General features: G+C 65.0%; 21 protein-coding genes. 5 read left to right on the top strand and 16 right to left on the bottom strand.

Translation table 11 applies throughout. The features are described from left to right. Nucleotides 1-203 precede the first annotated feature (203 nt). Nucleotides 204-1,019, top strand: coding sequence for a pyruvate, water dikinase regulatory protein (locus U5A65_RS18970; protein ID WP_321908775.1), 816 nt, complete (start codon nt 204-206; stop codon nt 1,017-1,019). 69 nt (nt 1,020-1,088) lie between these two features. On the opposite strand, the gene U5A65_RS18965 is transcribed toward U5A65_RS18970, so the two are convergent. The 16 genes from U5A65_RS18965 to rpsB all read right to left on the bottom strand — a co-directional run bounded on the left by U5A65_RS18965 (nt 1,089) and on the right by rpsB (nt 17,429). Continuing rightward, a complete protein-coding gene (locus U5A65_RS18965; protein ID WP_321934859.1) occupies nt 1,089-1,874 on the bottom strand; it encodes an RNA methyltransferase in 786 nt (261 codons plus the stop codon). Between the two features lie 100 nt (nt 1,875-1,974). Further along, the gene (gene rnhB, locus U5A65_RS18960; protein WP_321934860.1) at nt 1,975-2,745 is read right to left on the bottom strand and encodes a ribonuclease HII; all 771 of its coding nucleotides are present in this window, start codon (nt 2,743-2,745) and stop codon (nt 1,975-1,977) included. Then, nucleotides 2,742-3,911, bottom strand: coding sequence for a lipid-A-disaccharide synthase (lpxB, locus tag U5A65_RS18955; RefSeq protein WP_321946962.1), 1,170 nt, complete (start codon nt 3,909-3,911; stop codon nt 2,742-2,744). Before lpxB ends, rnhB begins: the two co-directional genes overlap by 4 nt. Nucleotides 3,912-3,914: 3 nt before the next feature. After that, nucleotides 3,915-4,703 carry an acyl-ACP--UDP-N-acetylglucosamine O-acyltransferase gene (gene lpxA / locus U5A65_RS18950; protein ID WP_321908781.1) on the bottom strand — a complete coding sequence of 263 codons (789 nt, stop codon included), beginning with the start codon at nt 4,701-4,703 and terminating at the stop codon, nt 3,915-3,917. A gap of 78 nt (nt 4,704-4,781) precedes the next feature. Further along, the gene (gene fabZ, locus U5A65_RS18945; protein ID WP_112172932.1) at nt 4,782-5,246 is read right to left on the bottom strand and encodes a 3-hydroxyacyl-ACP dehydratase FabZ; all 465 of its coding nucleotides are present in this window, start codon (nt 5,244-5,246) and stop codon (nt 4,782-4,784) included. A gap of 225 nt (nt 5,247-5,471) precedes the next feature. Beyond that, entirely contained in the window at nt 5,472-6,545 is a 1,074-nt protein-coding gene (lpxD, locus tag U5A65_RS18940; protein WP_321934863.1) for a UDP-3-O-(3-hydroxymyristoyl)glucosamine N-acyltransferase, read from the bottom strand. Between the two features lie 47 nt (nt 6,546-6,592). Then, a complete protein-coding gene (locus U5A65_RS18935) occupies nt 6,593-7,144 on the bottom strand; it encodes an OmpH family outer membrane protein (RefSeq protein WP_321909194.1) in 552 nt (183 codons plus the stop codon). Between the two features lie 68 nt (nt 7,145-7,212). After that, on the bottom strand, nt 7,213-9,519 hold the full coding sequence (bamA, locus tag U5A65_RS18930) for an outer membrane protein assembly factor BamA (protein WP_321908786.1): 2,307 nt from the start codon (nt 9,517-9,519) through the stop codon (nt 7,213-7,215). Between the two features lie 68 nt (nt 9,520-9,587). Continuing rightward, nucleotides 9,588-10,976, bottom strand: coding sequence for an RIP metalloprotease RseP (gene rseP, locus U5A65_RS18925; protein WP_321946961.1), 1,389 nt, complete (start codon nt 10,974-10,976; stop codon nt 9,588-9,590). 109 nt (nt 10,977-11,085) lie between these two features. Next, nucleotides 11,086-12,267 (bottom strand): 1-deoxy-D-xylulose-5-phosphate reductoisomerase, encoded by a 1,182-nt coding sequence (locus U5A65_RS18920; protein WP_321946960.1) that lies wholly within the window; start codon nt 12,265-12,267, stop codon nt 11,086-11,088. Between the two features lie 38 nt (nt 12,268-12,305). Further along, on the bottom strand, nt 12,306-13,115 hold the full coding sequence (locus U5A65_RS18915; RefSeq protein WP_321908791.1) for a phosphatidate cytidylyltransferase: 810 nt from the start codon (nt 13,113-13,115) through the stop codon (nt 12,306-12,308). Further along, the gene (locus U5A65_RS18910; protein ID WP_321908793.1) at nt 13,109-13,885 is read right to left on the bottom strand and encodes an isoprenyl transferase; all 777 of its coding nucleotides are present in this window, start codon (nt 13,883-13,885) and stop codon (nt 13,109-13,111) included. Before U5A65_RS18910 ends, U5A65_RS18915 begins: the two co-directional genes overlap by 7 nt. 72 nt (nt 13,886-13,957) lie before the next feature. After that, a complete protein-coding gene (frr, locus tag U5A65_RS18905; protein WP_028204060.1) occupies nt 13,958-14,518 on the bottom strand; it encodes a ribosome recycling factor in 561 nt (186 codons plus the stop codon). Nucleotides 14,519-14,610: 92 nt separating this feature from the next. Continuing rightward, nucleotides 14,611-15,327 carry a UMP kinase gene (gene pyrH / locus U5A65_RS18900; RefSeq protein ID WP_028204061.1) on the bottom strand — a complete coding sequence of 239 codons (717 nt, stop codon included), beginning with the start codon at nt 15,325-15,327 and terminating at the stop codon, nt 14,611-14,613. Between the two features lie 253 nt (nt 15,328-15,580). After that, nucleotides 15,581-16,462: a translation elongation factor Ts gene (tsf, locus tag U5A65_RS18895; protein WP_158757668.1), complete on the bottom strand. Its 882-nt coding sequence runs from the start codon at nt 16,460-16,462 to the stop codon at nt 15,581-15,583. Between the two features lie 211 nt (nt 16,463-16,673). Further along, nucleotides 16,674-17,429: a 30S ribosomal protein S2 gene (gene rpsB, locus U5A65_RS18890; RefSeq protein WP_112172807.1), complete on the bottom strand. Its 756-nt coding sequence runs from the start codon at nt 17,427-17,429 to the stop codon at nt 16,674-16,676. 421 nt (nt 17,430-17,850) lie between these two features. Here rpsB and map point away from each other — a divergent pair, with 421 nt between their 5' ends. The 4 genes from map to U5A65_RS18870 all read left to right on the top strand — a co-directional run bounded on the left by map (nt 17,851) and on the right by U5A65_RS18870 (nt 23,702). Further along, nucleotides 17,851-18,672 carry a type I methionyl aminopeptidase gene (map, locus tag U5A65_RS18885; protein ID WP_321908801.1) on the top strand — a complete coding sequence of 274 codons (822 nt, stop codon included), beginning with the start codon at nt 17,851-17,853 and terminating at the stop codon, nt 18,670-18,672. A 294-nt stretch (nt 18,673-18,966) separates the two neighbouring features. Further along, on the top strand, nt 18,967-21,546 hold the full coding sequence (locus tag U5A65_RS18880; protein WP_321908803.1) for a [protein-PII] uridylyltransferase: 2,580 nt from the start codon (nt 18,967-18,969) through the stop codon (nt 21,544-21,546). Between the two features lie 273 nt (nt 21,547-21,819). Continuing rightward, nucleotides 21,820-22,767, top strand: coding sequence for a hypothetical protein (locus U5A65_RS18875; RefSeq protein ID WP_321946959.1), 948 nt, complete (start codon nt 21,820-21,822; stop codon nt 22,765-22,767). Continuing rightward, a complete protein-coding gene (locus tag U5A65_RS18870) occupies nt 22,764-23,702 on the top strand; it encodes a pseudouridine synthase (protein WP_321908805.1) in 939 nt (312 codons plus the stop codon). Before U5A65_RS18875 ends, U5A65_RS18870 begins: the two co-directional genes overlap by 4 nt. Nucleotides 23,703-23,717 lie beyond the last annotated feature (15 nt).

The raw sequence follows: 23,717 nt of genomic DNA, 5'->3' as shown, positions 1-23,717 counted from the left end.
CACCAGAATGCGCCGCGATAGGCGGCTGTTTGGCGCGGTTGCACTGCAATTGCTTATCCAACAGGTTGCCGCTATTCTACCGTGCCGACTCTGGAATTTGTGCCAGTCGGCGAGAATTGCCCCTCGGTCCCGCCGGACGGGGCTTTCCGGGCGCCCAAGCCTGTCCCGAGCGGCCCTGCAGCTCACGTACCCAGCCTCAACCGATGCCGCCAACCGTATTCATCGTCTCCGACGGTACCGGGATCACTGCCGAAACCTTCGCGCATTCGATCCTGTCGCAGTTCGACCAGAAATTCCGCCTCGTGCGCGTGCCGTTTGTCGATTCGACCGACAAGGCCTACTCGACCGCCGAGAAGATCAACGAAGCCGCCGTGCAGGAAGGCCGCCGGCCGATCGTGTTCACAACGCTCGTGGACAGCAATTCGAACGAAATCGTCAAGCGCGCGAATGCGCTCGTGATGGACATGTTCCAGACCTTCGTGGAGCCGCTCGAGCAAGAGCTGGAACTGAAGTCGAGCCACGCGATGGGTCGCGGCCACCAGAACGCCGACACCGACGAATACAAGAACCGTATCGAGGCGATCAACTTCTCGCTCGCGCACGACGACGGCCAGTCCGACCGCAACCTCGCCGACGCCGATGTGATCCTCGTGGGCGTGTCACGCAGCGGCAAGACGCCTACCAGCCTCTACCTCGCCATGCAGTACGGCGTGAAGGCCGCGAACTATCCGCTGATTCCCGACGATTTCGAGCGCGGCAAGCTGCCGAATTCGCTGCTGCCGCATCGCACGAAGATTTTCGGCCTTTCAATTGACCCGCAGCGTCTCACTGAGATCCGCAACGAGCGGCGTCCGGGCAGCAAGTACGCCGCGCTGGAAAACTGCCGCTATGAAGTGAACGAAGCCGAGGCGATGATGCGCCGCGAAGGCATCAAGTGGCTCTCGTCAACGCACAAGTCGATCGAGGAAATCGCCACCACGATCCTGCAGGAAATTCGCATCGACAAGCCGTCGTATTGAAACGGCCTGCCTGAAATAAAAAAGCCCGCGTCACGACGCGGGCTTTTTTATTACTGACTGCTGCGAGCGTCAACGCGCATGCCGTTGCTGCCGGCATTGCTCGAACACGCACACGGCCGCCGCCGCCGCGACGTTGAGCGACTCCATGCCGCCCGGCTGCGGAATCGTCACGCGCAGCGCCGCCGCGTCGCGCCAGACCTGCGACACGCCCGCCCCTTCGTTGCCGAACACCCATGCGACCTGGCCCGTGAGATCGGCCTCGTCGATCGCCTGCGCCCCGTGCGAATCGGTGATGACGACCGGCACGCCAAGCATCTCGACGAGCGCTTCGGCCTCCACGTTCTCGAACACCTGCAGGAGAAAGTGCGCGCCCATTGCCGAGCGCAGCACCTTTGACGACCACACATAGGCCGTGCCCGGCGTGCAAAAAACCTTGTCGATGCCGGCGGCGGCCGCGCTGCGCAGGATCGAGCCGACGTTGCCAGCGTCCTGCAAGCCGTCGAGCACGAGGCAAGTCGAGCCGACGCGTTCGGGCAGTTGTGCCTCCGGCATGTCGACGAGCAGCAGCAGCCCTACGCCATGCACGACGTTCGAGAGTTGCCCGAAGAGCGCGTCGGGCAGCGTGATCACGCGGCGCTCGTCCACGCGGGCGACGATGGCCTGAGCCTCCTCATGCGTGAGCGCGCCTTCGGTCACCACGCAGAATTCGGGCTGCGAACCACCATCGAGCCAGGCGCTCGCGAGGTGGAAGCCTTCGAGCAAAGCCTGGTGGCTGCGCCGCTGTTGATGCGTCGAGCCGGCCAACGCCTTCAGGCGTTTGTAGAGCGGATTGTCGCGCGAGGTAATGGCTTTCACGGGCGGGCCTGGCGTGTCTAATGAGGATCGAGAGAAAGAAGAACAGCGGCGCCTGCACTACGCACTATGGCGCCCGCTCGCGCGGGACGCCATTAGCGGCTCAAGACAGTGGCGCGAAGGCGTCGCCTTCTTCCGGGCCGGCAGTGACCACCGTCGAAGCACCGGCGAGGACGATGCCGTGCAATGCGTACGCGTCGCGCACGGGCGCGAACGAGCGCCGGTGATGCTCGCACGGACCATGCACGCGCAACGCTTCGAGATGCTGCGGCGTGCCGTAGCCCGCGTGGGCGTCGAAACCGTAATGCGGATGCGCCTGGTGCAGATCGACGAGCATGCGGTCGCGCGTGACTTTCGCGATGATCGACGCCGCCGAAATGCTCGGCACGAGCGCGTCGCCGCCGATCACCGCCTCGCTGCGCACCGGCATCACCGGGCAGCGATTGCCGTCGATCTTCGCGAGCGTTGGCACGATGCTCAAGCCTTCGACGGCACGCCGCATCGCCAGCATCGTTGCGTGCAGGATGTTGAGCGTGTCGATTTCCTCGACGCTCGCGGAGGCAACGCACCACGCGAGTGAGCGTTCGACGATGCGCTCGTAGAGCGCTTCGCGAGCCTGCGCCGTCAGCACCTTCGAGTCGTCGAGCCCGCGAATCGGCCGGGCCGGATCGAGGATCACGGCGGCCGCGACCACGGGCCCGGCCAGCGGCCCGCGCCCCGCCTCGTCCACGCCGCAAATGACATCGTCTGGCGACTCGAACAGCAGCCCGGCTTGCCGCGCTGCCTTGCGGCGCGCAGCAAGCTTGAGTGCTGCCTGCGACGGCGGCTTTTTCACGGCCGGCGCTTTTGCGCGCTTGATCGTACCCTCGCTCATGCCCGCCCCTTGCGGCGTTCGACGATGCTCGCGACCACTTCGGCCGCACGCTCCGCCGTGTTCTGGCGCAGGGTCAGATGCATCTGCGTGAACACCTCGGTCAGCGTGCGCCGGTTTGCCTCGTCCTGCAACTGCGTGAGCGTCGCGTCGGCAAGCGCCTCCGGCGTCGCGAAATGCTGCAGGATTTCCGGCACGACGAAGCGGCCCGCGAGAATGTTCGGCAAACCCACGTAAGGCAGATAGGCCTGGCGGCGCATGATCTGCCCCGTGAGCCAGGGCACCTTGTAGGAGATGACCATCGGCCTCTTGAGCAGCGCCGCTTCGAGCGTGACCGTGCCGCTTTTCACGAGGATCGCGTCGGCGGCCGTCATGGCGAGTTGCGACTGGCCATCGATGATCGTGAGCGCGAGACCCTGGTGCGCGTTGGCGAGCTCCTGCAACTGCGCGTGGATTGCAGGCGTCGCCGCCGGCATCACGAAGCGCAGCGCCGGCTCGCGCCGTTGCATGATCTGCATCGCGTCGAAGAAGGTCGGCCCGATCAGATTGATTTCCGAGCGGCGGCTGCCCGGCAGCACCGCGATCACCGGGCCGCTTTCCGGCAGGCCGAGCGTGCGGCGCGCGCCGGCCATGTCCGGTTCGAGCGGAATCTCGTCGGCGAGCGGATGCCCCACATACGACGCCGCCACCCCGGCCTTCTCGAGCAGCGCCGTTTCGAACGGGAACACGCACAGCATGTGATCCACGGCCTTCTGGATCTTCTTGATGCGACCGCCTCGCCACGCCCAGATCGACGGGCAGACGAAGTGGATCGTCGGAATACCCGCGTCGCGCAGCGCGTGCTCCAGACCGAAGTTGAAGTCAGGCGCATCCACGCCGATGAAGGCGTCAGGCGGATCGGCCAGCAACTGATGCTTGAGCTCGTTGCGGATGCGCAAAATCTCGGGAATGTGCCGCAGCGCCTCGACGTAGCCGCGCACCGAGAGCTTTTCCATTGGCCAGTGCGCGTCGAAGCCGGCTGCCATCATGCGCGGGCCGCCGATTCCGTAGTACTGCGTAGTATCGGGCAAGCGGGCCTTCAGACCCGCGAGCAGCGATGCCGCAAGCAGGTCGCCGGACGGCTCGCCGGCGACGATCGCGAGGCGCAGCGGACGCGTTTGCAGCGCCATCGATCAGCGAATGATGCCGCGTTGCGACTGCTCGACGAAGTCGAGCAGCGCCTTCACGTACACGTCGCCGTCGCCGCCCGCCTGAGCGAGATCGGCGAGCTGCACCTTCGCCTCTTCGAGCGAGAGCCCGTTCTTGTAGAGCGTGCGATACGCCGAGCGCAGCGCGGAAATCGCGTCGGGCGAGAAACCGCGGCGGCGCAGACCTTCGACGTTGATGCCGTGCGGCACCGCCTTGTTCCCGGCGGCGATCACGAACGGCGGCACGTCCTGCACCAGCGCCGAGGCGCCGCCGACCATCGAGTGCGTACCAATGCGCACGAACTGGTGCACACCGGTCATGCCGCCGATGATCGCGTGGTCGTCGACGATCACGTGCCCCGCGAGCTGCGCGTTGCTCGACATGATGATGTTGTTGCCGAGACGGCAATCGTGGCCAACGTGCACGTAGGCCATGATCCAGCAGTCGTCGCCGATGATCGTGACGCCAGTGTCCTGCACCGTGCCCGTATGCAGGGTCGTGAACTCGCGGATCGTGTTGCGGTTGCCAATTACGAGCTTCGTGGGCTCGCCCTTGTACTTCATGTCCTGCGGACGGCCGCCGATCGACGCGTAGTGGCCGATCGAGTTGTCTTCGCCAATCGTCGTGTGGCCTTCCAGCACGCTATGCGAGCCGACCGTCGTGCGGGCGCCGATGGTGACGTTTGCACCGATGACCGCGAACGGCCCGATTTCGACCGATTCGTCGATCTGCGCGCCCGACTCGACGACCGCAGTGGGATGGATCCTGCTCATTGGTCCTCGCTCTCCGATTCTGTTTCCGTGCTGCGGCGCCTCGAGGTCAAGGCGCGCTGCGGCATGCGGCGGCGCTTCTTATTGCGCCGCGTCCATTTTCTTGACGGTGCACATGAGTTCCGCCTCGCAGGCCACGGAGCCTTCGACTTCGGCTACCGCCTTGAACTTCCAGATGCCGCGCATGTAGCGCTCGAACGTCACGTTCAGGATGAGCTGGTCGCCCGGCTCGACTACGCGCTTGAAGCGCGCACCGTCGATGCCCACGAAGTAGTACAGCGTATTCTCGAAGTCCTGCTCTTCCTCCGAGAACGTGAGCAGCGCGGCGGTTTGCGCCAGCGCCTCGAGAATCATCACGCCAGGCATCACCGGACGCTGCGGGAAGTGCCCCGTGAAAAAGGGCTCGTTGACCGTCACGTTCTTCAACGCCTTGATGCTCTTGTGCGGCTCCAGCTCGAGAACCCGGTCCACCATCAGGAACGGATAGCGGTGCGGCAACAGCGTGAGGATCTTGTGGATGTCGAAGTTGAGTTTTTCGATGTTCATGGTGGTTCTGCTCACGCAGGAATTGCGCGTGTGACTTTCGATTTCGATATTCGAGGCGCTTGACCAAACACGCCCGCGCTGACGCGAAGTATGCGCCACGCCCGGGCTCCCGTGCATGAGGATTGCCCCGGGCGGGTAGCCCCAGGCGGGCAACTTTGGTCGTTCGCTAGGCAAAGCGGCGCGCCGCTTGCGCGACACGCCGCCCTCCACCTCGATACTGCTTTCTTATTCGCCCTGCGGCTTCTGGGCAACCGCCGCCTCGAGCGCCTTGATACGGTCGCGCAGCTTGTCGATGTTACGCAACAGCGCGGCGCTCTTGTTCCAGTCGGCGTGATCGACCGCCGGGAAGGCGCTCGTGTAGATGCCGGCCTTCGGCAACGACTTCGAGACGCCCGACTTTGCCGTAACGATCACGTAGTCGGCCAGCGTGACGTGCCCCGCAATGCCCACCGCGCCGCCGATCATGCAATGGCGCCCGATCGTCGTGCTGCCCGCAATGCCGGCACAGCCCGCGATGACCGTGTACGCACCGATCTTGCAGTTGTGGCCGATCTGCACGAGGTTATCGATCTTCACGCATTCTTCGATGATCGTATCGGCCATCGCGCCGCGGTCGATCGTGGTGTTCGCGCCGATCTCGACGTCGGGCCCGATGGCCACGCCGCCCACCTGCGGAATCTTGACCCAGCTACCCGTGCGTGCGTCGCCCTCGCCCGTGAAATCGGGGGCAAAACCAAAACCGTCCGAGCCGATCACGGCGCCGGCATGCACGATGGCACGCGCGCCGAGCTTGCAGCTGTGGTAGACGGTCACGCCCGGATACAGGTGCGAGCCCTCACCCACCTGGGTGCCGCGGCCAATGAAGACGTTCGCGTCAAGCCTGACGTTTTCGCCGATCACGGCGCCCGCTTCAATCGTGACGTTCGGGCCGATCACCGCGCTCGCGGCAACCTGCGCCTTCGCGTCGACGTGGGCACTGGCGTGGATGCCGGGCTGCGCCTTCGGCGCGGCAAGGTCGATATACGCCTGCGCGACACGCGCGAAGTAAGCATACGGATTCGGTGTGACGATGAAGTTGCGTCCCTCGCGCGATGCGAGCTTCTCGAGGTCGCCGGGGCTGATGAGCACAGCGCCCGCGCGGGTCGTCTCCACCTGGGCGAGATACTTCGGATTCGCGAGGAACGCGAGCTGTTGCGGACCCGCCTGGTCGAGCGGCGCCAGCGAACTGACGCGTTGCGTCGCATCGCCCACCACCTCGCCGCCGAACCGCCCGACAATGTCCTCAAGCGTAAATGCCATGCGCGTGCTGCTCCTGCCTTAGTTGCCTGTAGTGACTTTTCGTTGCTTTAGTTGCTGCTGCTACCACTGCCGGCGCTGTTCGCCGCGAGCGCCTTCAGCACCTGATCGGTGATGTCGATGCGCGGGCTCACGTACACCGCTTCCTGCACGATCAGGTCGTAGTGCTGCTGCTCGGCGATCTGCTTGATCACCTTGTTCGCGCGGTCGAGCACTGCCGCCAGTTCTTCATTGCGGCGCTGGTTCAGGTCTTCGCGGAATTCGCGCTGCTTGCGCTGGAAGTCGCTGTCGAGCGCGGAAAGGTCGCGCTGCTTCTGCGCGCGATCGGTCGGCGACATCGACGGGCCGTTCTTGTCGAGCGAATCGGACATCGACTTCAGGCGTTGCGCCATGTCCTGCAGATCCTTGTCGCGCTTGGCGAACTCGGCTTCGAGCTTGGTCTGCGCGGCCTTCGCGGGAGCCGATTCGCGCAGGATGCGATCGGAATTGACCGCCGCGATCCTGGCTTCCTGCGCCTGCGCCACACCCATGCCAACACCGAGGAGCGCCAGCGACACGGCAATCGCCCCGATCGTCCGTCTGGAAAACATACCCGTTAGCAAAGTCATCCTCTCGTTTCCTGGATTCCGGCGCTGCGCGCGGTGCGCGCAACAGCCGGGCAAAACATACGTCAGAACGCCGTCCCGATCTGGAACTGGAACTTCTGGTACTGGTCGCCTTCGTGCTTGACGAGCGGGAAGCCAAGGCTCAGCTTGAGCGGGCCGATCGGCGAAATCCACGCGAGACCGAAACCGTAGCTGTAACGCAGGCCGTTCGCGCCAGTGCTGTTGCCTTCCGTGCCCCAGACGTTACCACCATCGACGAACGTAAAGACGCGCAGCGTGCGGTCATAGCCCGTGCCCGGCAGCGGGAAGGTCAACTCGACGTTACCGACGATCATCTTCGAACCGCCGATCGGGTCATTCGTGGTCTTGTCGCGCGGACCGAGCGAACTTGGCTCGTAGCCACGCACCGAACCAATACCGCCCGCGTAGTAGTTCTTGAAGATCGGGTACGGCTTGCCGCTCAGGCCGTTACCGTAGCCGCCCTGGAAGTTCAGGCCCAGCACGAAGCCGCGCGCGAACGAGTAGTAGTACTGGGCCTGCACGTCGGCCTTGTAGTACTGCGTACCGCCAACCGGCGTGCCGTACTCGGCATTCGCCTGCGTGAAGTAGCCCTTGCTCGGCACGAGCGCGCTGTCACGCGCGTCGCGCGACCAGCCCACCGTGAGCGGCACGTTGTTCGACACGCGGCCGAACTCGTTCACGTAGTCGATGTAGCTCTGCGGCGTGTTCGAGTCGACGTCGAGCGTGTCCTGCTCGAAGCCCGCGCCGAAGTAGACCGTGTCGACTTCCGAGAACGGGATGCCGAACTTCAGGTCGCCGCCCATCGTGATGATGCGGAAGCTCGAATCGGTCGAGTAGTACAGCGGCTGGTACGTACGGTAGTAGACGTCGGTAATGCGCTTGATGCCGTCCACCGTGAAGTACGGGTCCACCTGCGTGAGGGCCAGCGTGCGGTACGTCTTCGCGGTGTTCACGTTCAGCGAGAGCGACGTGCCCGAACCGAACACGTTGTCCTGCGACACGCCCGCCGACAGCACCACCTTGTCGGTTGACGAGAAGCCCGCGCCCAGTGTGATCGCGCCGGTCGGCTTTTCGGCAACCTTCACGTTCACGTCGACCTGGTCGGCCGTGCCCTCCACGGGCACCGTGGTCACGTCGACGTCGGTGAAGTAGCCCAGACGGTTGATGCGGTCCTTCGAGAGCGCGAGGCGGTTCGAATCGAACCACGAGCTTTCAAGCTGGCGCATTTCGCGGCGCACGACTTCGTCGCGGGTACGCGTGTTGCCCACCACGTTGATGCGGCGCACGTACACGCGGCGGCTCGGATCGACCTGCAGCGTGAGGTTGACCGTGTGATTCGCCTGGTCGATCTGCGGCAGCGCATTGACGGTCGCGAACGCGTAGCCGTATTCGCCGAGCTTGTCGACGATGGCCTTGGTCGTGGCTTGCAGCTTCTCGGCCGAGAAGGTATCGCCCGGCTTGATCTTGATGAGCTTCCTGAGTTCGGCCTCGCGGTCGAGCAGGTTGCCCGACAGCTGGACACCCGACACCTTGTACGGCTCACCTTCGTGAATGCCGATGGTGAGGTACATGTCCTTCTTGTCGGGCGAGATCGAGACCTGCGTCGAGTCGATGTTGAACTCGAGGTAGCCGTGATTCAGGTAGTACGAGCGCACGTTCTCGAGGTCGCCCGTGAGCTTTTCCTTCGAGTAGAGGTCGTTCTTCGTGTACCACGAGAACCAGTTCGGCGTGGACAGCTGCATCTCCGAGAGGAGCGTGCCGCTGCTGTACGTCTTGTTGCCGATGAAGTTGATCTGGCGGATCTTCGCGCTCGGACCTTCGACCACCGAGAACAGCAGACCGACGCGATTGCGGTCGATCGGCGTGACCGTGGTCGTGACCTCGGCGGCGTAGAAGCCGCGCGTGAGGTACTGGCGCTTGAGCTCCTGCTCGGCCTTGTCCACGAGCGCCTTGTCGTAGTAGCGGCCTTGCGAGAGACCGACCGCGCGCAGCGCCTTGGTCAGGTTGTCCTTGTCGAATTCCTTGATGCCCGCAAAGTCGATCGTGCCGATGGCCGGGCGTTCCTGCACCTGCACCACCACCACGCCGCCTTCAGCGGCGATCTTCACGTCGTTGAAGAAGCCCGTCGCATAGAGTGCGCGGATGGCCTCGGACGCCTTGTCGTCGGTGAAGGTGTCGCCCTGCTTGATCGGCAGGTAGGCGAACACCGTGCCCGGCTCGACGCGTTGCAGCCCTTCGATGCGAATGTCCTGAACCACGAAAGGCGTCGTTGCTGCGTGCGCAACGAGTCCATGTGCGGCGATCGCCGCGGCCGCAACCGTTTTTGGAACCAAGCGATGAGGTCTAAACAACGTGCTTCCCCAATTATGTATAGCTGCATCAGGTCAGGCGGCCCGCCCTCGGACGCCGCCAGACATCTTTAAAAATGGATTAACCGAGCCAGATCGTTGAACAACGCGATCGCCGACAGTGCGACGATGCAGGCAAGTCCCGCGCGCTGCAGCACGAGCTGCCAGCGGTCCGAGACGGCTTTGCCCGTTACGGCTTCAACCGCATAATATAACAGATGCCCCCCGTCCAATACCGGAATTGGGAGCAGATTCAATACGCCGAGGCTGATGCTCACGAGGGCGAGGAACGACAGGAACGCGGAGGGGCCCAGTCGCGCGCTCTTGCCGGCATAGTCAGCAATCGTCACCGGCCCCGACAGATTCTTCAGCGATGCTTCGCCCGTGATCATGCGGCCGAACATCCGCAGCGAATACACCGCGATGTCCCACGTGCGATACGCACCGAGCCGCACGCTCTCGAGCGGTCCGTAACGCACGTCCACGGAGGGCGCCTGTGCCGCAAGCGCGGCGCCGATTCGGCCCACGTCTTCGCCGGTCTGCGCGTCGCGCTGGAGCGTCGGCGTGACGGTGAGCGTAAGCATCTGCTGGGTGTTCGGTGCAGCGTCGCCGCGCGCGACCGTGAGTTGCACGGGCTTGCCCGCGTGCGCCTTCACGTAGGCGATGAAAGTGCTTGCGCTGTCCACGGCCCGGCCGTCGACGGCGCGCAGTTGATCCCCCGCTTGCAGCCCGGCATGTTGCGCCGCACTACCCGCTTCCACTGCCGCTACCTTGAGCGTGTTGCCGCCGGCCTCGAGGCCGAGCTTCGCCATGAAGTCGTCGTCGAGATCCTTGCTGGTCAGTTGCGAGAGATCGAGCGGGAAATCGTAGGTGCCCTCGCCGTCACGCGCGGCAAGCACGACATGGCCCTGATCGAACGCCGTGCTGAGCAGTTTCCAGCGCAGGTCGGACCACGAACGCACGGGCTCGGTGCGACTGCCGTTTGCATCGCTCACCGAAAGAATGGTTTCCCCGCCCTGGAAGCCGGCCCGCGCCGCCGCCGATTGCGCGGGCGGCGCCGCGACGATGGCCTTCTGTTCGGTCACACCGCTCGCATAGACCACCGCAAAGAGCGCGATAGCCAGCACGAAATTGGCGATCGGCCCGGCCGCGACGATCGCAATGCGCTTGCCGACCGACTGGCGGTTGAACGCGTGGGGCAAATCGCTCGCGGGAATCTGGTCGGGCGACTCGCGCTCGTCGAGCATCTTCACGTAGCCGCCGAGCGGCAGCGCCGCGATGGTCCATTCGGTGCCGCTCTTCTTGCTGACCCACTGGACGAGCGGCCGCCCAAAACCGATCGAGAAACGCAGCACCTTCACGCCGCACAAGCGCGCGACGCTGTAGTGCCCGTATTCGTGCACGACGACCAGCACGCCGATCGCGACGACGAATGCGACCAGTTCGGTAAGCAGGTTCATGAGCGCCTCCTGGGCTGGAAGCAGCGCACCGGTGCGGGAGCGGCCCCGAGGTCGGGCTCGCGTGCCTGAGGGGCCACAAGGGCCCTTCCGCAAGCCCCTCGCTGACCTGTCAGGCCGGCACCGGCAGGCTGTCGATGATGGTGTGAGCCGCGCGGCGGGCGGCCGCGTCGGCTTCGAGCACGACTTCGAGACTCGACGCGTTGCGGTTCTCGAGCGCGTTGAGTACGGCATCTACCGTCTGGGCGATGGCCATGAAGCCGATGCGCCGGTTCAAAAAGGCTTCCACGGCGACTTCGTTCGCCGCATTGAGCGCCGCGCTCGCCACGCCGCCGGCGGACAGTGCCTGCATGGCGAGCGCGAGACACGGAAAGCGCGCGTAGTCGGGCTTTTCGAACGTGAGCGTCGCGATTTGCGCGAGATCCAGTTGCGCCACGCCGGAATCGACACGATCCGGGTACGCGAGCGCGTGCGCGATCGGCGTGCGCATATCGGGGTTGCCTAGTTGCGCGAGCACCGAACCGTCGGCGTACGAGACCATCGAATGGATCACGCTCTGCGGGTGAATCAGCACGTCGATGCGCTCGCCCGGCAGATCGAACAGGTAGTGCGCCTCGATCACTTCGAGGCCCTTGTTCATCATCGTGGCCGAGTCGACGGAAATCTTGCGGCCCATGGACCAGTTCGGGTGCTTGCAGGCCTCGTCGGGCGTGACGTTCACGAGCGTCAAGGGCTCGCGCGTGCGGAACGGGCCGCCCGAAGCGGTCAGGATGATCTTCGTGACGCCGTCACGCTGCGCGCTCTCGTGCGGAAAGCACTGGAACACGGCATTGTGCTCGCTGTCGAGCGGCAGCAGCACGGCGCCGCTGTCGGACACGGCGTTCATGAAGATGTCGCCCGACATCACGAGCGCTTCCTTGTTGGCGAGCAGGATCTGCTTGCCAGCCTTCGCCGCTGCCAGCGTGGGCGCAAGACCCGCCGCGCCGACGATGGCCGCGACCACCGTGTCGCAGCCGTCGCTCTTCGAAACTTCGACGAGCGCCTGCGGCCCGTAGGTCACGACGGTCTTCGAACCGGCCTCGCGCAGCTTGCGCTCGACCTGTGCGGCGGTATCGGCGTCGCCGACCACGGCCACTTCGGGCGCAAAACGCAGGCATTGTTCGACGAGCTTTTCGCCGTTACGGTGCGCGGTGAGCGCATAGACCGAGAAGCGTTGCGGATGACGCGCGACGACGTCGAGCGTGCTGTCGCCAATGGAGCCCGTGGAACCGAGCAGTGTGAGTCGTTTTTGCATATTCAAATCTCTAACCGAGCGTCTCTAGCCAGGCGCCTTTAGCCGAGCAGCAGCATGGCAAGCGGCAGCACGGGCAGCAGCGCGTCGATGCGGTCGAGGACTCCGCCGTGGCCCGGCAGGAGGCCGCTCGAATCCTTCACGCCAGCCTGGCGCTTCAGCATCGACTCGAACAGATCGCCGATCACGCTGAACGCGACCAGCACGGTAAGTACGAAAAGCGCGCGCCCAAACCCGTTCTGGGCGGCGAGCGCGGAATACAGCGTGGGTTCGAACGCGTGCAGCGCGATCGCCGCGCCGGACACCACCATCACGGCGGCCCAGCCGCCCACGGCGCCCTCCCAGGTTTTGCCGGGGCTGATCGAAGGAGCGAGCTTATGCTTTCCGAATGCCTTACCTGCAAAGTATGCGCCGATATCGGCCAGCCACACCACGAGCAGCAGGGACAAAACAAACGCCACGCCCGCCGCGCGCGCCGCTACGAGCGCGTGCCAGCAGGCCGCGAAGATAACGAGCCCCGCGGCCAGCAGGAAAGCGCGCCAGGCGCCTGCGGCTAGCACGGGCTTGCGCAGCAGGACGTACGGGCCGGCGATCACCCAGAACACGCCCGCCGCCTGAAAGAGCGGCCGGGGCGCCGGCAGCCGCGTACTGAGCGCGACAACGGCCGCCGCGATCACGGCATAGACGATCGAGCCGGCCGCGCCCGCCTTCAGGAGGCGCGCCCACTCCCACGCGGCGAACACGACCACGACACCGATCAGCGCGCCGAACGCCGCCACGGGCGCGAACAACGTGATGGGCAGGAAGACTGCCAGCAGGACGAGCGCCGTAATGACGCGGGTCTTTAGCATGAAAGGGAATCGGCGTTCTGGGAGACGACCTGCGCGCTCGTGCGGCCAAAGCGGCGCTCGCGCTCGGCATACGACGCAATGGCGCGGCTGAGCGCTTCGGCGTCGAAATCCGGCCAGAACGTGTCGGTGAAATAGAACTCGGCGTAGGCGAGTTGCCAGAGCAGGAAGTTGCTCACCCGCTGCTCACCGCCCGTGCGTATGAAGAGATCGGGTTCGGGCGCATAGGCCATTGCCAGATGCTGGGACAACGTGTCTTCGGTGACCGCCACTGGCTGACCCGTGGTCGCGGCCTCCTCGACGAGCTTGCGCGTGGCCTGGAGGATGTCCCAGCGGCCGCCGTAGTTCGCGGCGATCGTGAGCGTGAGACGGGTGTTGCGCGCGGTCTTGGTTTCCGCGCGGCGAATCAGGTCCTGGATGCGCTCGTTGAACATCGACAGGTCGCCGACCACGCGCAGGCGGATGCCGTTCGCGTGCAGGCGCGCCACTTCGCGCTCGAGCGCGGTGACGAAAAGACGCATGAGGAACGACACTTCGTCGGTCGGACGGCGCCAGTTCTCGGAGCTGAAGGCGAACAGCGTGACGTATTCGACGCCGCGCTCCACGCACGATTCGACAACCGAGCGCACAGCGTCGACGCCGCGCGTGTGGCCTGCGACGCGCGGCAGGCGGCGCTGGGTTGCCCAACGGCCATTGCCGTCCATGATGATCGCGATGTGGCGCGGCACGGCCGCCACCTCGGGCACGCGAACGGTTGAGCTGGTATAGGTCATGGCCGTCGGACTGTAACTGCGGTGAAAAAGGGAAAGCGCCGGAAATCTGGCGAATCTGGAAGCCCTAAGGCTTCAGACCGTCATGATCTCGGCTTCCTTCGTCTGGACGAGCTTGTCGATCTCGGTCACGAAGCGGTCAGTCAGCTTCTGGACTTCGTCGCCGCCACGGCGCTCGTCGTCTTCGGAAATTTCCTTGTCCTTCACGAGCTTCTTGAGCTGTTCGTTCGCGTCGCGACGCAGGTTACGCACGGCCACCTTCGCCGTTTCACCTTCGTTCTTGACGACCTTCGTGAGCTCCTTGCGGCGCTCTTCGGTCAGTGCGGGCATCGGCACGCGGATCAGGTCGCCATGCGTGGCCGGGTTCAGGCCGAGATCCGACTCGCGGATCGCCTTTTCGATCACCGGCACCATCTTCTTTTCCCACGCCTGAACGCCGATCGTACGTGCGTCGACGAGCGTGAGGTTGGCGACTTGCGAGATGGGCACGGGCGAGCCGTAGTAGTCGACCTGGATGTGATCGAGCAGACCGGTATGGGCGCGGCCCGTGCGGATTTTCGCCAGATCGCTCTTGAACGCGTCGATCGAGCGCTGCATTTTCTGCTCGGCGCCCTTCTTGATGTCAGCCACAGCCATTTTGATACCTCCGAACCTTCATAACGGAACGGGCCCGCCAGCGCGCTGATGGGCGGCGCGGCCCGTGTTCGAACCTCTCGTAAGACGAGAGTTTACACGTGGACGAGCGTACCTTCGTCTTCGCCCAGAACGATGCGCTTGAGCGCACCCGGCTTGACGATGGAAAAAACCCGGATCGGCAGCTTCTGGTCGCGGCACAGTGCGAACGCGGTGGCGTCCATGACCTGCAGGTTGCGGCCAATTGCCTCATCGAAGCTGATCGTCGAGTAACGCGTGGCGGTCGGGTCCTTCTTCGGGTCGGCCGAGTAGACGCCGTCGACCTTGGTGGCCTTCAGCACGACTTCGGCGCCGACTTCCGAGCCGCGCAGCGCAGCAGCCGTGTCGGTGGTGAAGAACGGGTTGCCCGTGCCCGCGGCGAAAATCACGACCTTGCCTTCTTCGAGCTGGCGGATCGCACGGGGGCGGATGTACGGCTCGACGACCTGGTCCATGCGCAGCGCCGACTGCACGCGCGCCTCGATACCCGCGTGACGCATGGCGTCCTGCAGCGCGAGCGCGTTCATCATCGTGGCGAGCATGCCCATGTAGTCGGCCGTTGCGCGGTCCATACCGGCTGCGCCGCCCGCGACGCCGCGGAAAATGTTGCCGCCGCCGATCACGACTGCGAGCTGGGTGCCGAGACGCACCACCTCGGCCACGTCTGCCACCATACGTTCGATCGTGGCGCGATTGATGCCAAAAGCATCATCGCCCATCAGGGCTTCGCCGGAAAGTTTGAGCAGGACGCGTTTATAGGCGGGTGTGGGCATGGAGGTATCCAGGATCGCGCGCAAAGGGCAATAACTTGAAACTGTAGGGGTGAAATACGGCTTCGGGCAAGCGCCGCCAGAAATAGCGAAGATTTCCGACGCCGCGCACGGCGGGGGACTACCATGCGCGTCGTCGCTACGCTGCCCGCCATGGCAAATTGCTTCGCCACGGCTTACAACTCAACCAACTGCGATGCTGCAACAACTGCGGCGCCACCTGCCGCGTAACACACGGCAGGCGGGCTTTCCGTCCTTATTGCTGCTTTGCAGCAGCGACTTGCGCGGCCACTTCGGCAGCGAAGTCGTCCTGGCGCTTCTCGATGCCTTCGCCCACCACGAAGAGGGCGAACTTCTGCACCGTCGTGCCAGCAGCCTTGAGCATCTGCTCGATCGTCTGCTTGTCGTTCTTAACGAACGGCTGGTTCAGGAGCGAGACTTCCTTCAGGTACTTCTGGACCGAACCTTCAACCATCTTCGCGACGATCTCAGCCGGCTTGCCCGATTCGGCAGCCTTCTGCTCGGCGATGCTGCGCTCCTTGGCGATCAGGTCGGCCGGAACGTCGTCCGACGACAGCGAGACCGGCTTCATCGCGGCGATGTGCATCGCGACGTCCTTGCCCACTTGCTCGTCTGCACCCGTGTACTCGACCAGCACGCCGATACGCGTGCCGTGCAGGTAGGCAGCCAGCTTGTTGGCGGTTTCGAAACGCGCGAAGCGGCGGATCGAGAGGTTTTCGCCGATCTTGCCGACGAGCGCGAGACGCACTGCGTCGACCGTCGAGCCGTCCAGCGGCAGTGCCGAGAGAGCCGCGACGTCAGCCGGGTTTTGCGTGGCGATCAGTTCGGCGATCTTCTTCGAGAAGTCGATGAAGTCGTCGTTCTTCGAGACGAAGTCGGTTTCGCAGTTCAGTTCGACGATCGCACCAGCGTTGGCACCGATGAACGAAGCGATCACGCCTTCAGCCGTCACGCGCGAAGCGGCCTTGCTGGCCTTGTTGCCGAGCTTCACGCGCAGCAGTTCTTCAGCACGCGCCAGGTCGCCGTCGGCTTCCGTCAGCGCCTTCTTGCATTCCATCATCGGCGCGTCGGTCTTCGCGCGCAGTTCTGCCACCATGCTTGCGGTAATTGCCGCCATCATTCGCTCCTTGAGTCTGTCTGGTACACGCCGCCCGCCTTTCGACGCGGCCGGCAGAAATTCGTTTCCGTTTCCGCCTGCGGTGAAACGCTTTTTTACAGCTGCTTCTACAGGGCTACGGTGCCGCGCATATGACGCGGCGACGAAAGTCGTGGCTTAAAAAAAAGGGGCCTATGGAAAGCCCCCTTTTCTTGCCGGACACGGGGGCAGCTTACGCCTCCGGGTTGACCTCGACGAACTCGTCGTCGCCGTCGTTGCCGCGCACAGCTGCAACCACTTCGTTCACCGAGTTTGCACGGCCTTCGAGGATCGCGTCAGCCACGCCTTGCGTGTACAGCGCGACAGCCTTGCTGGCGTCGTCGTTACCCGGGATGACGTAATCGATGCCTTCCGGCGAGTGGTTCGTATCGACCACGGCGATCACGGGGATGCCCAGCTTGTTCGCTTCCGTCACGGCAATCTTGTGATAGCCGACGTCGACCACGAAAATTGCGTCCGGAATGCCGCCCATGTCCTTCACGCCGCCGATCGACTTTTGCAGCTTGGCGATTTCGCGTTCGAACAGGAGGGCTTCCTTCTTGCTCATCTTCTCGAGCTCGCCCGCTTCCACAGCTGCTTCCATGTCCTTCAGGCGCTTGATCGAAACCTTCAGCGTCTTGAAGTTGGTCAGCATGCCGCCGAGCCAGCGCGCGTTCACGAACGGCATACCAGCGCGGTTTGCCTCTTCAGCGATCGTGTCACGCGATTGACGCTTCGTGCCGACGAACAGGATCGTGCCGCGGTTCGCTGCCAGTTGACGCACGTACTTCAGCGCGTCGTTGTACATCGGCAGCGTCTTTTCGAGGTTGATGATGTGAATCTTGTTGCGATGGCCGAAAATGAAGGGGGCCATCTTCGGGTTCCAGAAGCGCGTTTGGTGACCGAAGTGGACACCGGCTTCCAGCATCTGGCGCATGGTAACTGCCATGTTTCAATTCTCCGCAAGGGTTTGGGTCTGAAGCCGGCTGCCGTATCGGTGCGCCCTCCCTTTTCCGGAGATCGACGCGCCCGACACCCTGGGTGCGCCGGCTTGCGAGTGTGCTGCCTGAAGAAGATGCTTCCGAATGTTCTTCGCGCACCCGCCAGGATTCACTCCCGGCAAAGCACTCCGCGGCAACGGCGGATTCAGCCACTCTCCCGCACAAATCCCGAAGATGAATTCGAAAGACATGGGAAGCGACTTAGCCGAAGAGTATAGCACGCAAACTGCCCCTTACTCAAGACAGCTATTACCCGCGGAATATGGCACGAAAGCGCGTGGCGGATCGCGCCCCGCCTTTGCGAAAGTCAGCGACCACCCGCATTAGGTGCGATAATTCAATATTCGACTGCATTTTCGGGCGCATACCATGGCCATTTCGATCAAGAACGAACAAGACATCGCGCAAATGCGCGTCGCCTGCCGCCTGGCGAGCGAGGTGCTCGACTACATCACGCCGTTCGTCACCGCTGGCGTGACGACAGGTGAACTCGACCGCCTGTGCCACGAATACATGACCAATGTGCAGGGCACGGTGCCCGCGCCGCTGAACTATCAGCCGCCCGGCTATCCGCCCTACCCGAAGGCGATCTGCACCTCTGTGAACGACGTGATCTGTCACGGTATTCCGGGCGACAAGGCGCTGAAGAACGGCGACGCGCTCAATATCGACATCACCGTGATCAAGGACGGCTATTTCGGCGACACGAGCCGCATGTTCATCGTCGGCGAAGGCTCGATCCTCGCCAAACGCCTCGTGCAGACCACGTATGAATGCATGTGGCTCGGCATCGACCAGGTGCGTCCCGGCGGCCATCTGGGCGACATCGGCCATGCCATCCAGCGCTACGCCGAAAGCCAGGGCTACAGCGTGGTGCGCGAATACTGCGGCCACGGCATCGGCACGGTGTTCCACGAAGACCCGCAGGTGCTGCACTACGGCCGCCCCGGCACGGGCATCGAACTCGTACCCGGCATGATCTTCACCGTCGAGCCGATGATCAACGCCGGCCGCCGCGACATCCGCACCATGCCGGACCAATGGACCGTCAAGACGAAAGACCGCAGTCTCTCGGCGCAGTGGGAGCACACGGTGCTCGTGACCGAAACGGGCTACGAGGTCCTGACTGTCTCGGCGGGCACGCCCGCCAAGCCGGCTATCGTCGCGCAGATGGCGGGCACGGCGGCCTGATTGCCCTAAAAAGTGCCGGGAAGCGCTTCGTGGCGCGATCCGGCGCACAATGGACGTGTTCGTAGAAAACGTCCTGCACTTCGGGCGAGTACGCCCAACGCGAGCGAGGCACCGCACGCGAAAGCCTCCCGGCGCCAGCAGCACGCCAGGGCAGCCTGCCGAGCCGCCAGGAAAGCAGCCTGTAAAGCACCCGACGCACTAACAGACGAACCCACGCGGCCACCCGCCAAACGCGAGACCCGTCGCGCGCACGACCGGCCGCCTGCCCAACCACGCCAGACACGATCCGAGCCCATGAGCGTTCCCGCTGTCGCCGTTCCTGATACGTCGTCGCTGAAGTCCGACTACAAGGCCGCCAAGGCCCAGTTGCTCGAGCGCTTCAAGACCGCGACCAATGTCGATTCGTTGATGCGCGCCCTCGCCCGCACCACCGACGACACCTTGCGCAGCGCCTGGAATCTCTGCGAGCTGCCGGACACGCTCGCGCTCGTGGCGGTGGGCGGTTTCGGGCGCGGCGAACTTGCGCCCTGGTCAGACGTCGACATCCTTGTCCTGCTGCCGGACGACGAGCCGCTCGCGCTGCTCGAAGACCGCATCGAGCGATTCATCGGCCTTGCGTGGGATCTCGGACTCGATATCGGCAGCAGCGTGCGCAGCGTCTCGCAATGCCTCGAAGAAGCCGCCAACGACGTCACCGTGCGCACGTCGCTCCTCGAGGCGCGCCGCATCACGGGCAGCGCAGCGCTCTTCGGCGACTTCGCGCAGCGCTATCGCGACGCCATGGACCCGCGCGCGTTCTTCCAGGCGAAAGTGCTCGAAATGCGCCAGCGCCACGCGCGCTTCCAGGACACGCCCTACTCGCTCGAGCCCAACGTCAAGGAAAGCCCCGGCGGCCTGCGCGACCTGCAGCTGATCCTCTGGATCACCGAGGCCGCGGCCTTCGGCAGCAGCTGGAAGGAACTGGACCAGCGCGGCCTCATCACCGGGCGCGAGGCGCGCGAACTCCGCCGCAACGAGGCGTTTCTCAAGGCACTGCGCGCGCGCCTGCACGTGATCGCGGGCCGCCGCCAGGACATCCTCGTGTTCGACCTGCAAACGGCAGTGGCCGAGAGCTTCGGCTACAAGGCAAGCGGCGCGCGGCGCGCGAGCGAGCAGCTCATGCGCCGCTACTACTGGGCAGCGAAGGCAGTCACGCAGCTTTCCACGATCCTGATCCAGAACATCGAGGCGCAGCTCTTCCCGAGCACGAGCGGCATCACGCGCACGCTCTCCGAGCACTTTGTCGAAAAGCAGGGGATGCTGGAAATCGTCAGCGACGACGTGTTCGAACGCGAGCCGCACGCGATTCTCGAAGCCTTCCTGCTCTACGAGCAGGTGCCCGGCGTGAAGGGCCTGTCGGCGCGCACGCTGCGCGCGCTCTACAACGCGCGCGAGACCATGGACCAGAACTGGCGCCGCGACCCGGAGAACCGCCGGCTCTTCATGGAGATCCTCAAGCAGCCGGCTGGCATCACGCACGCCATGCGGCTCATGAACCAGACGAGCGTGCTCGGCCGCTATCTGCTGAACTTCCGCCGTATCGTCGGGCAGATGCAGCATGACCTCTATCACGTCTACACGGTCGATCAGCACATTCTGATGGTGCTGCGCAACATGCGCCGCTTCGCCGTGGCCGAGCATGCGCACGAGTATCCGTTCTGCAGCCAGCTCATCGCCAATTTCGAACGCCCATGGGTGCTCTATGTCGCAGCGCTGTTCCACGACATTGCCAAGGGCCGGGGCGGCGACCACTCCGAACTCGGCATGGCCGACGCGCGGCGCTTTTGCCGCGAGCACGACATCACGGGCGACGACGCCGACCTGATCGTCTGGCTCGTCCAGCAGCACTTGACGATGAGCCAGGTCGCGCAGAAGCAGGACATCACCGACCCCGAGGTCGTGAAGCGCTTCGCCGACCTGGTGGGCACGGAGCGGCGCCTTTCGGCGCTCTACCTGTTGACGGTCGCCGACATTCGCGGCACGAGCCCGAAGGTCTGGAACAACTGGAAGGGCAAGCTGCTCGAAGACCTCTACCGCTCGACGCTTGCCGTGCTCGGCGGCGCCAAGCCCGACGCGCACTCGGAGCTCAAGACGCGTCAGGAACTGGCGCTCGCGCTGCTGCGTCTCGAGACCGTGCCGGAGCACGCGCACCGCGCGCTTTGGGACAAGCTCGACGTGGGTTATTTCCTGCGCCACGACGCCGCCGACATTGCCTGGCAAACGCGCGTGCTTTATCGCCACGTCGAAGCACCCGAGCCGGTCGTACGCGCGCGCCCGTCGCCCATCGGCGAGGCGCTGCAGGTGCTCGTCTACGCGCAGGACCGACCCGACCTCTTCGCGACGATGTGCGCGTACTTCGACCGCAGCGGACTTTCCGTGCTCGACGCGCGCGTGAGCACCACGCGCCACGGCTATGCGCTCGATAATTTCATCGTCGCCCACACCGAGGGCGACGTGCACTACCGCGATATCGCGAACCTCGTCGAACAGGAACTCGCGGCGCGCCTGAAAGCGACGGACAATACCTTGCCCGAACCGTCAAAGGGCCGGCTCTCACGCCTGTCGCGCACCTTCCCGGTGACGCCGCGCGTCGACCTGCGGGCGGACGAGCGCGGCCAGTACTACATCCTGTCCGTGTCGGCGAACGACCGGCCGGGCCTCCTCTATTCCATCGCGCGCGTACTCGCGGAGCATCATGTCGGCGTCCATGCGGCGCGGATCAATACGCTCGGCGAACGTGTGGAAGACGTGTTTCTGCTCGACGGATCGGGACTTTCCGACAACCGTCGGCAGATTCACGTCGAAACCGAACTGCTGCGCGCGATCGCAGTGTGAATGACCCAAGCGAAATACCCAGATCCATGCGAGCCAAACTGACAGCCAAACATCCGCGCCCGACCACTCCGGAACGCGCCCCCGTCCGCCGCGGCAGCACGACCGCGCGTAAGCCGGTGCGGCCGGCTGAGGTGCGGCCGGCTGAGGCGCGGCCGGCGGACGCTCGGCCGGCGTCGGCTGCGAAGACATCGGCGGGCAAGCCTGCGCGCCCCTCGGGCGAGCGCACCGCGCCTCGCGCCGGCGACACGCGCCCGGCACGGCCAACCACGGCGCGTGAACGCGACGGTTCGAGCCGTCCAGCGCGGCCTGCTCGCGAAGGCGGCTACGGCGACGAGCGCCGCCCCGCCCGTCGCACCGGCGACGAAGCGCGTGGATTTGCGCGCGGCCGTGACGAGGGTGGAGACCGGCGCCCGCCGCGTGCTCGTGAGGAAGGCGGTGAGCGTCGTTTCGCTCCCCGCGCTCAAGGCGACGATCGCCGTCCGCCGCGTAGCCGCGAAGAAGGTAGCGCACGCCCCTACGCGCGCCGTGCCGAAGGCGAAGATCGTCGTCCGCCGCGTGGTCGTGAGGAAAGTGGTGCACGTCCGTTCACGCGCCGTGACGAAGGCGACGACCGCCGTCCCCCGCGCAGCCGCGATGAAGGTGGCGCACGCCCCTACGCACGGCGTACTGAAGGCGACGACCGCCGCCCCCCGCGCGGCCGCGATGAAGATAGCGCACGGCCTTACGCACGGCGCACTGAAGGCGACGACCGCCGTCCCCCGCGTAGCCGCGAAGAAGGTGGCGCACGGCCCTACGCACGGCGCACCGAAGGCGACGACCGCCGCCCCCCGCGTAGCCGCGAAGAAGGTAGCGCACGGCCTTACGCACGGCGCACTGAAGGCGACGACCCCCGTCCCCCGCGTAGCCGCGAAGAAGGTAGCGCACGGCCCTACGCACGGCGCACTGAAGGCGACGATCGCCGTCCCCCGCGTAGCCGCGAAGAAGGTAGCGCACGGCCCTACGCACGGCGCACCGAAGGTGACGATCGCCGTCCCCCGCGCAGCCGCGAAGAAGGTGACGCACGGCCCTACGCACGGCGCACCGAAGGTGACGACCGCCGCCCCCCGCGCGGCCGCGAAGAAAGTGGTGAGCGTCGCTTCGAACGACGTACCGAAGGTGACGACCGCCGCCCAGCACGCGCCCGCGACGAGGGAACGGAGCGACGCTTCGCGCGCCCGGTGAAATCCGTCCGAAGCGATGACCGTGAGGGCGGCGCGACGCGCACACGCCGCAGCGCCGAAGAAAGCGGCGGCGCACGCCAGACTGCCCGCCCCGTGACGTCGGCCGGGAAGCCCCCGCGGCGTACCGACAACGCCGAATCCGCACCGCGCCGCACGCCGCGAGAGGAAGTCGACGGCGACAACACCCTGCGCCTGTCCAAGCGCATGTCCGAACTGGGCCTGTGCTCGCGCCGTGAAGCCGACGAGTGGATCGAAAAAGGCTGGGTGTATGTCGACGGCGAAGTCGTCGACACGCTCGGGGCCAAGGTCACGCCGAATCAGCGCATCGAGGTCGATCCGTCAGCGCTCGCCGCGCAGGCGCGCCAGGTGACGATCCTGCTGCACAAGCCCGTGGGCTATGTGTCGGGCCAGGCCGAGGACGGCTACGAGCCCGCCGCCGTACTGATCACCGGCGAGAATCATTGGGACGGCGATCACTCGGGCATTCGTTTTTCGGCCAAACATCTGCGCACGCTCGCACCGGCTGGCCGGCTCGACATCGACTCGACCGGTCTGCTCGTGCTGACCCAGGACGGCCGTGTGGCCAAGCAGTTGATCGGCGAGAGCTCGGACATCGACAAGGAATATCTCGTACGCGTCACCTACAACGACATCGAGACCGAAATCGATCAGCACTTCCCGGCCGAGTTGCTCGCGCAACTGCGCCACGGCCTGTCGCTCGACGACGTGCCGCTCAAGCCCGCGCAGGTGAGCTGGCAAAACGGCGAGCAGTTGCGTTTCGTGCTGCGCGAAGGCAAGAAGCGCCAGATCCGCCGCATGTGCGAACTGGTCGGCCTCAAGGTCGTGGGCCTCAAGCGCGTGCGCATGGGCCGCGTGCTGCTCGGCGCGCTGCCGCAAGGCCAATGGCGCTATCTGGCCGCTGACGAGGCGTTCTAACGCCGCATCGGCGCC

It is taken from the genome of Paraburkholderia sp. J10-1 (assembly GCF_905220165.1).
Lineage (GTDB): Bacteria > Pseudomonadota > Gammaproteobacteria > Burkholderiales > Burkholderiaceae > Paraburkholderia.
Note: the sequence above shows the minus strand (reverse complement) of the source record. Positions and strands in the feature narration are given on the sequence as shown.

What these genes read in the sequence shown, in the direction of transcription:
- U5A65_RS18915 (WP_321908791.1), bottom strand. Translation starts at nt 13,115, where the DNA reads ATGCTAAAGACCCGCGTCATTACGGCGCTCGTCCTGCTGGCAGTCTTC.
- U5A65_RS18920 (WP_321946960.1), bottom strand. Translation starts at nt 12,267, where the DNA reads ATGCAAAAACGACTCACACTGCTCGGTTCCACGGGCTCCATTGGCGAC.
- map (WP_321908801.1), top strand. Translation starts at nt 17,851, where the DNA reads ATGGCCATTTCGATCAAGAACGAACAAGACATCGCGCAAATGCGCGTC.
- U5A65_RS18970 (WP_321908775.1), top strand. Translation starts at nt 204, where the DNA reads ATGCCGCCAACCGTATTCATCGTCTCCGACGGTACCGGGATCACTGCC.
- rseP (WP_321946961.1), bottom strand. Translation starts at nt 10,976, where the DNA reads ATGAACCTGCTTACCGAACTGGTCGCATTCGTCGTCGCGATCGGCGTG.
- U5A65_RS18910 (WP_321908793.1), bottom strand. Translation starts at nt 13,885, where the DNA reads ATGACCTATACCAGCTCAACCGTTCGCGTGCCCGAGGTGGCGGCCGTG.
- rnhB (WP_321934860.1), bottom strand. Translation starts at nt 2,745, where the DNA reads ATGAGCGAGGGTACGATCAAGCGCGCAAAAGCGCCGGCCGTGAAAAAG.
- rpsB (WP_112172807.1), bottom strand. Translation starts at nt 17,429, where the DNA reads ATGGCAGTTACCATGCGCCAGATGCTGGAAGCCGGTGTCCACTTCGGT.
- pyrH (WP_028204061.1), bottom strand. Translation starts at nt 15,327, where the DNA reads ATGCCCACACCCGCCTATAAACGCGTCCTGCTCAAACTTTCCGGCGAA.
- lpxB (WP_321946962.1), bottom strand. Translation starts at nt 3,911, where the DNA reads ATGGCGCTGCAAACGCGTCCGCTGCGCCTCGCGATCGTCGCCGGCGAG.
- lpxD (WP_321934863.1), bottom strand. Translation starts at nt 6,545, where the DNA reads ATGGCATTTACGCTTGAGGACATTGTCGGGCGGTTCGGCGGCGAGGTG.
- tsf (WP_158757668.1), bottom strand. Translation starts at nt 16,462, where the DNA reads ATGGCGGCAATTACCGCAAGCATGGTGGCAGAACTGCGCGCGAAGACC.
- lpxA (WP_321908781.1), bottom strand. Translation starts at nt 4,703, where the DNA reads ATGAGCAGGATCCATCCCACTGCGGTCGTCGAGTCGGGCGCGCAGATC.
- frr (WP_028204060.1), bottom strand. Translation starts at nt 14,518, where the DNA reads ATGGCTGTGGCTGACATCAAGAAGGGCGCCGAGCAGAAAATGCAGCGC.
- U5A65_RS18880 (WP_321908803.1), top strand. Translation starts at nt 18,967, where the DNA reads ATGAGCGTTCCCGCTGTCGCCGTTCCTGATACGTCGTCGCTGAAGTCC.
- fabZ (WP_112172932.1), bottom strand. Translation starts at nt 5,246, where the DNA reads ATGAACATCGAAAAACTCAACTTCGACATCCACAAGATCCTCACGCTG.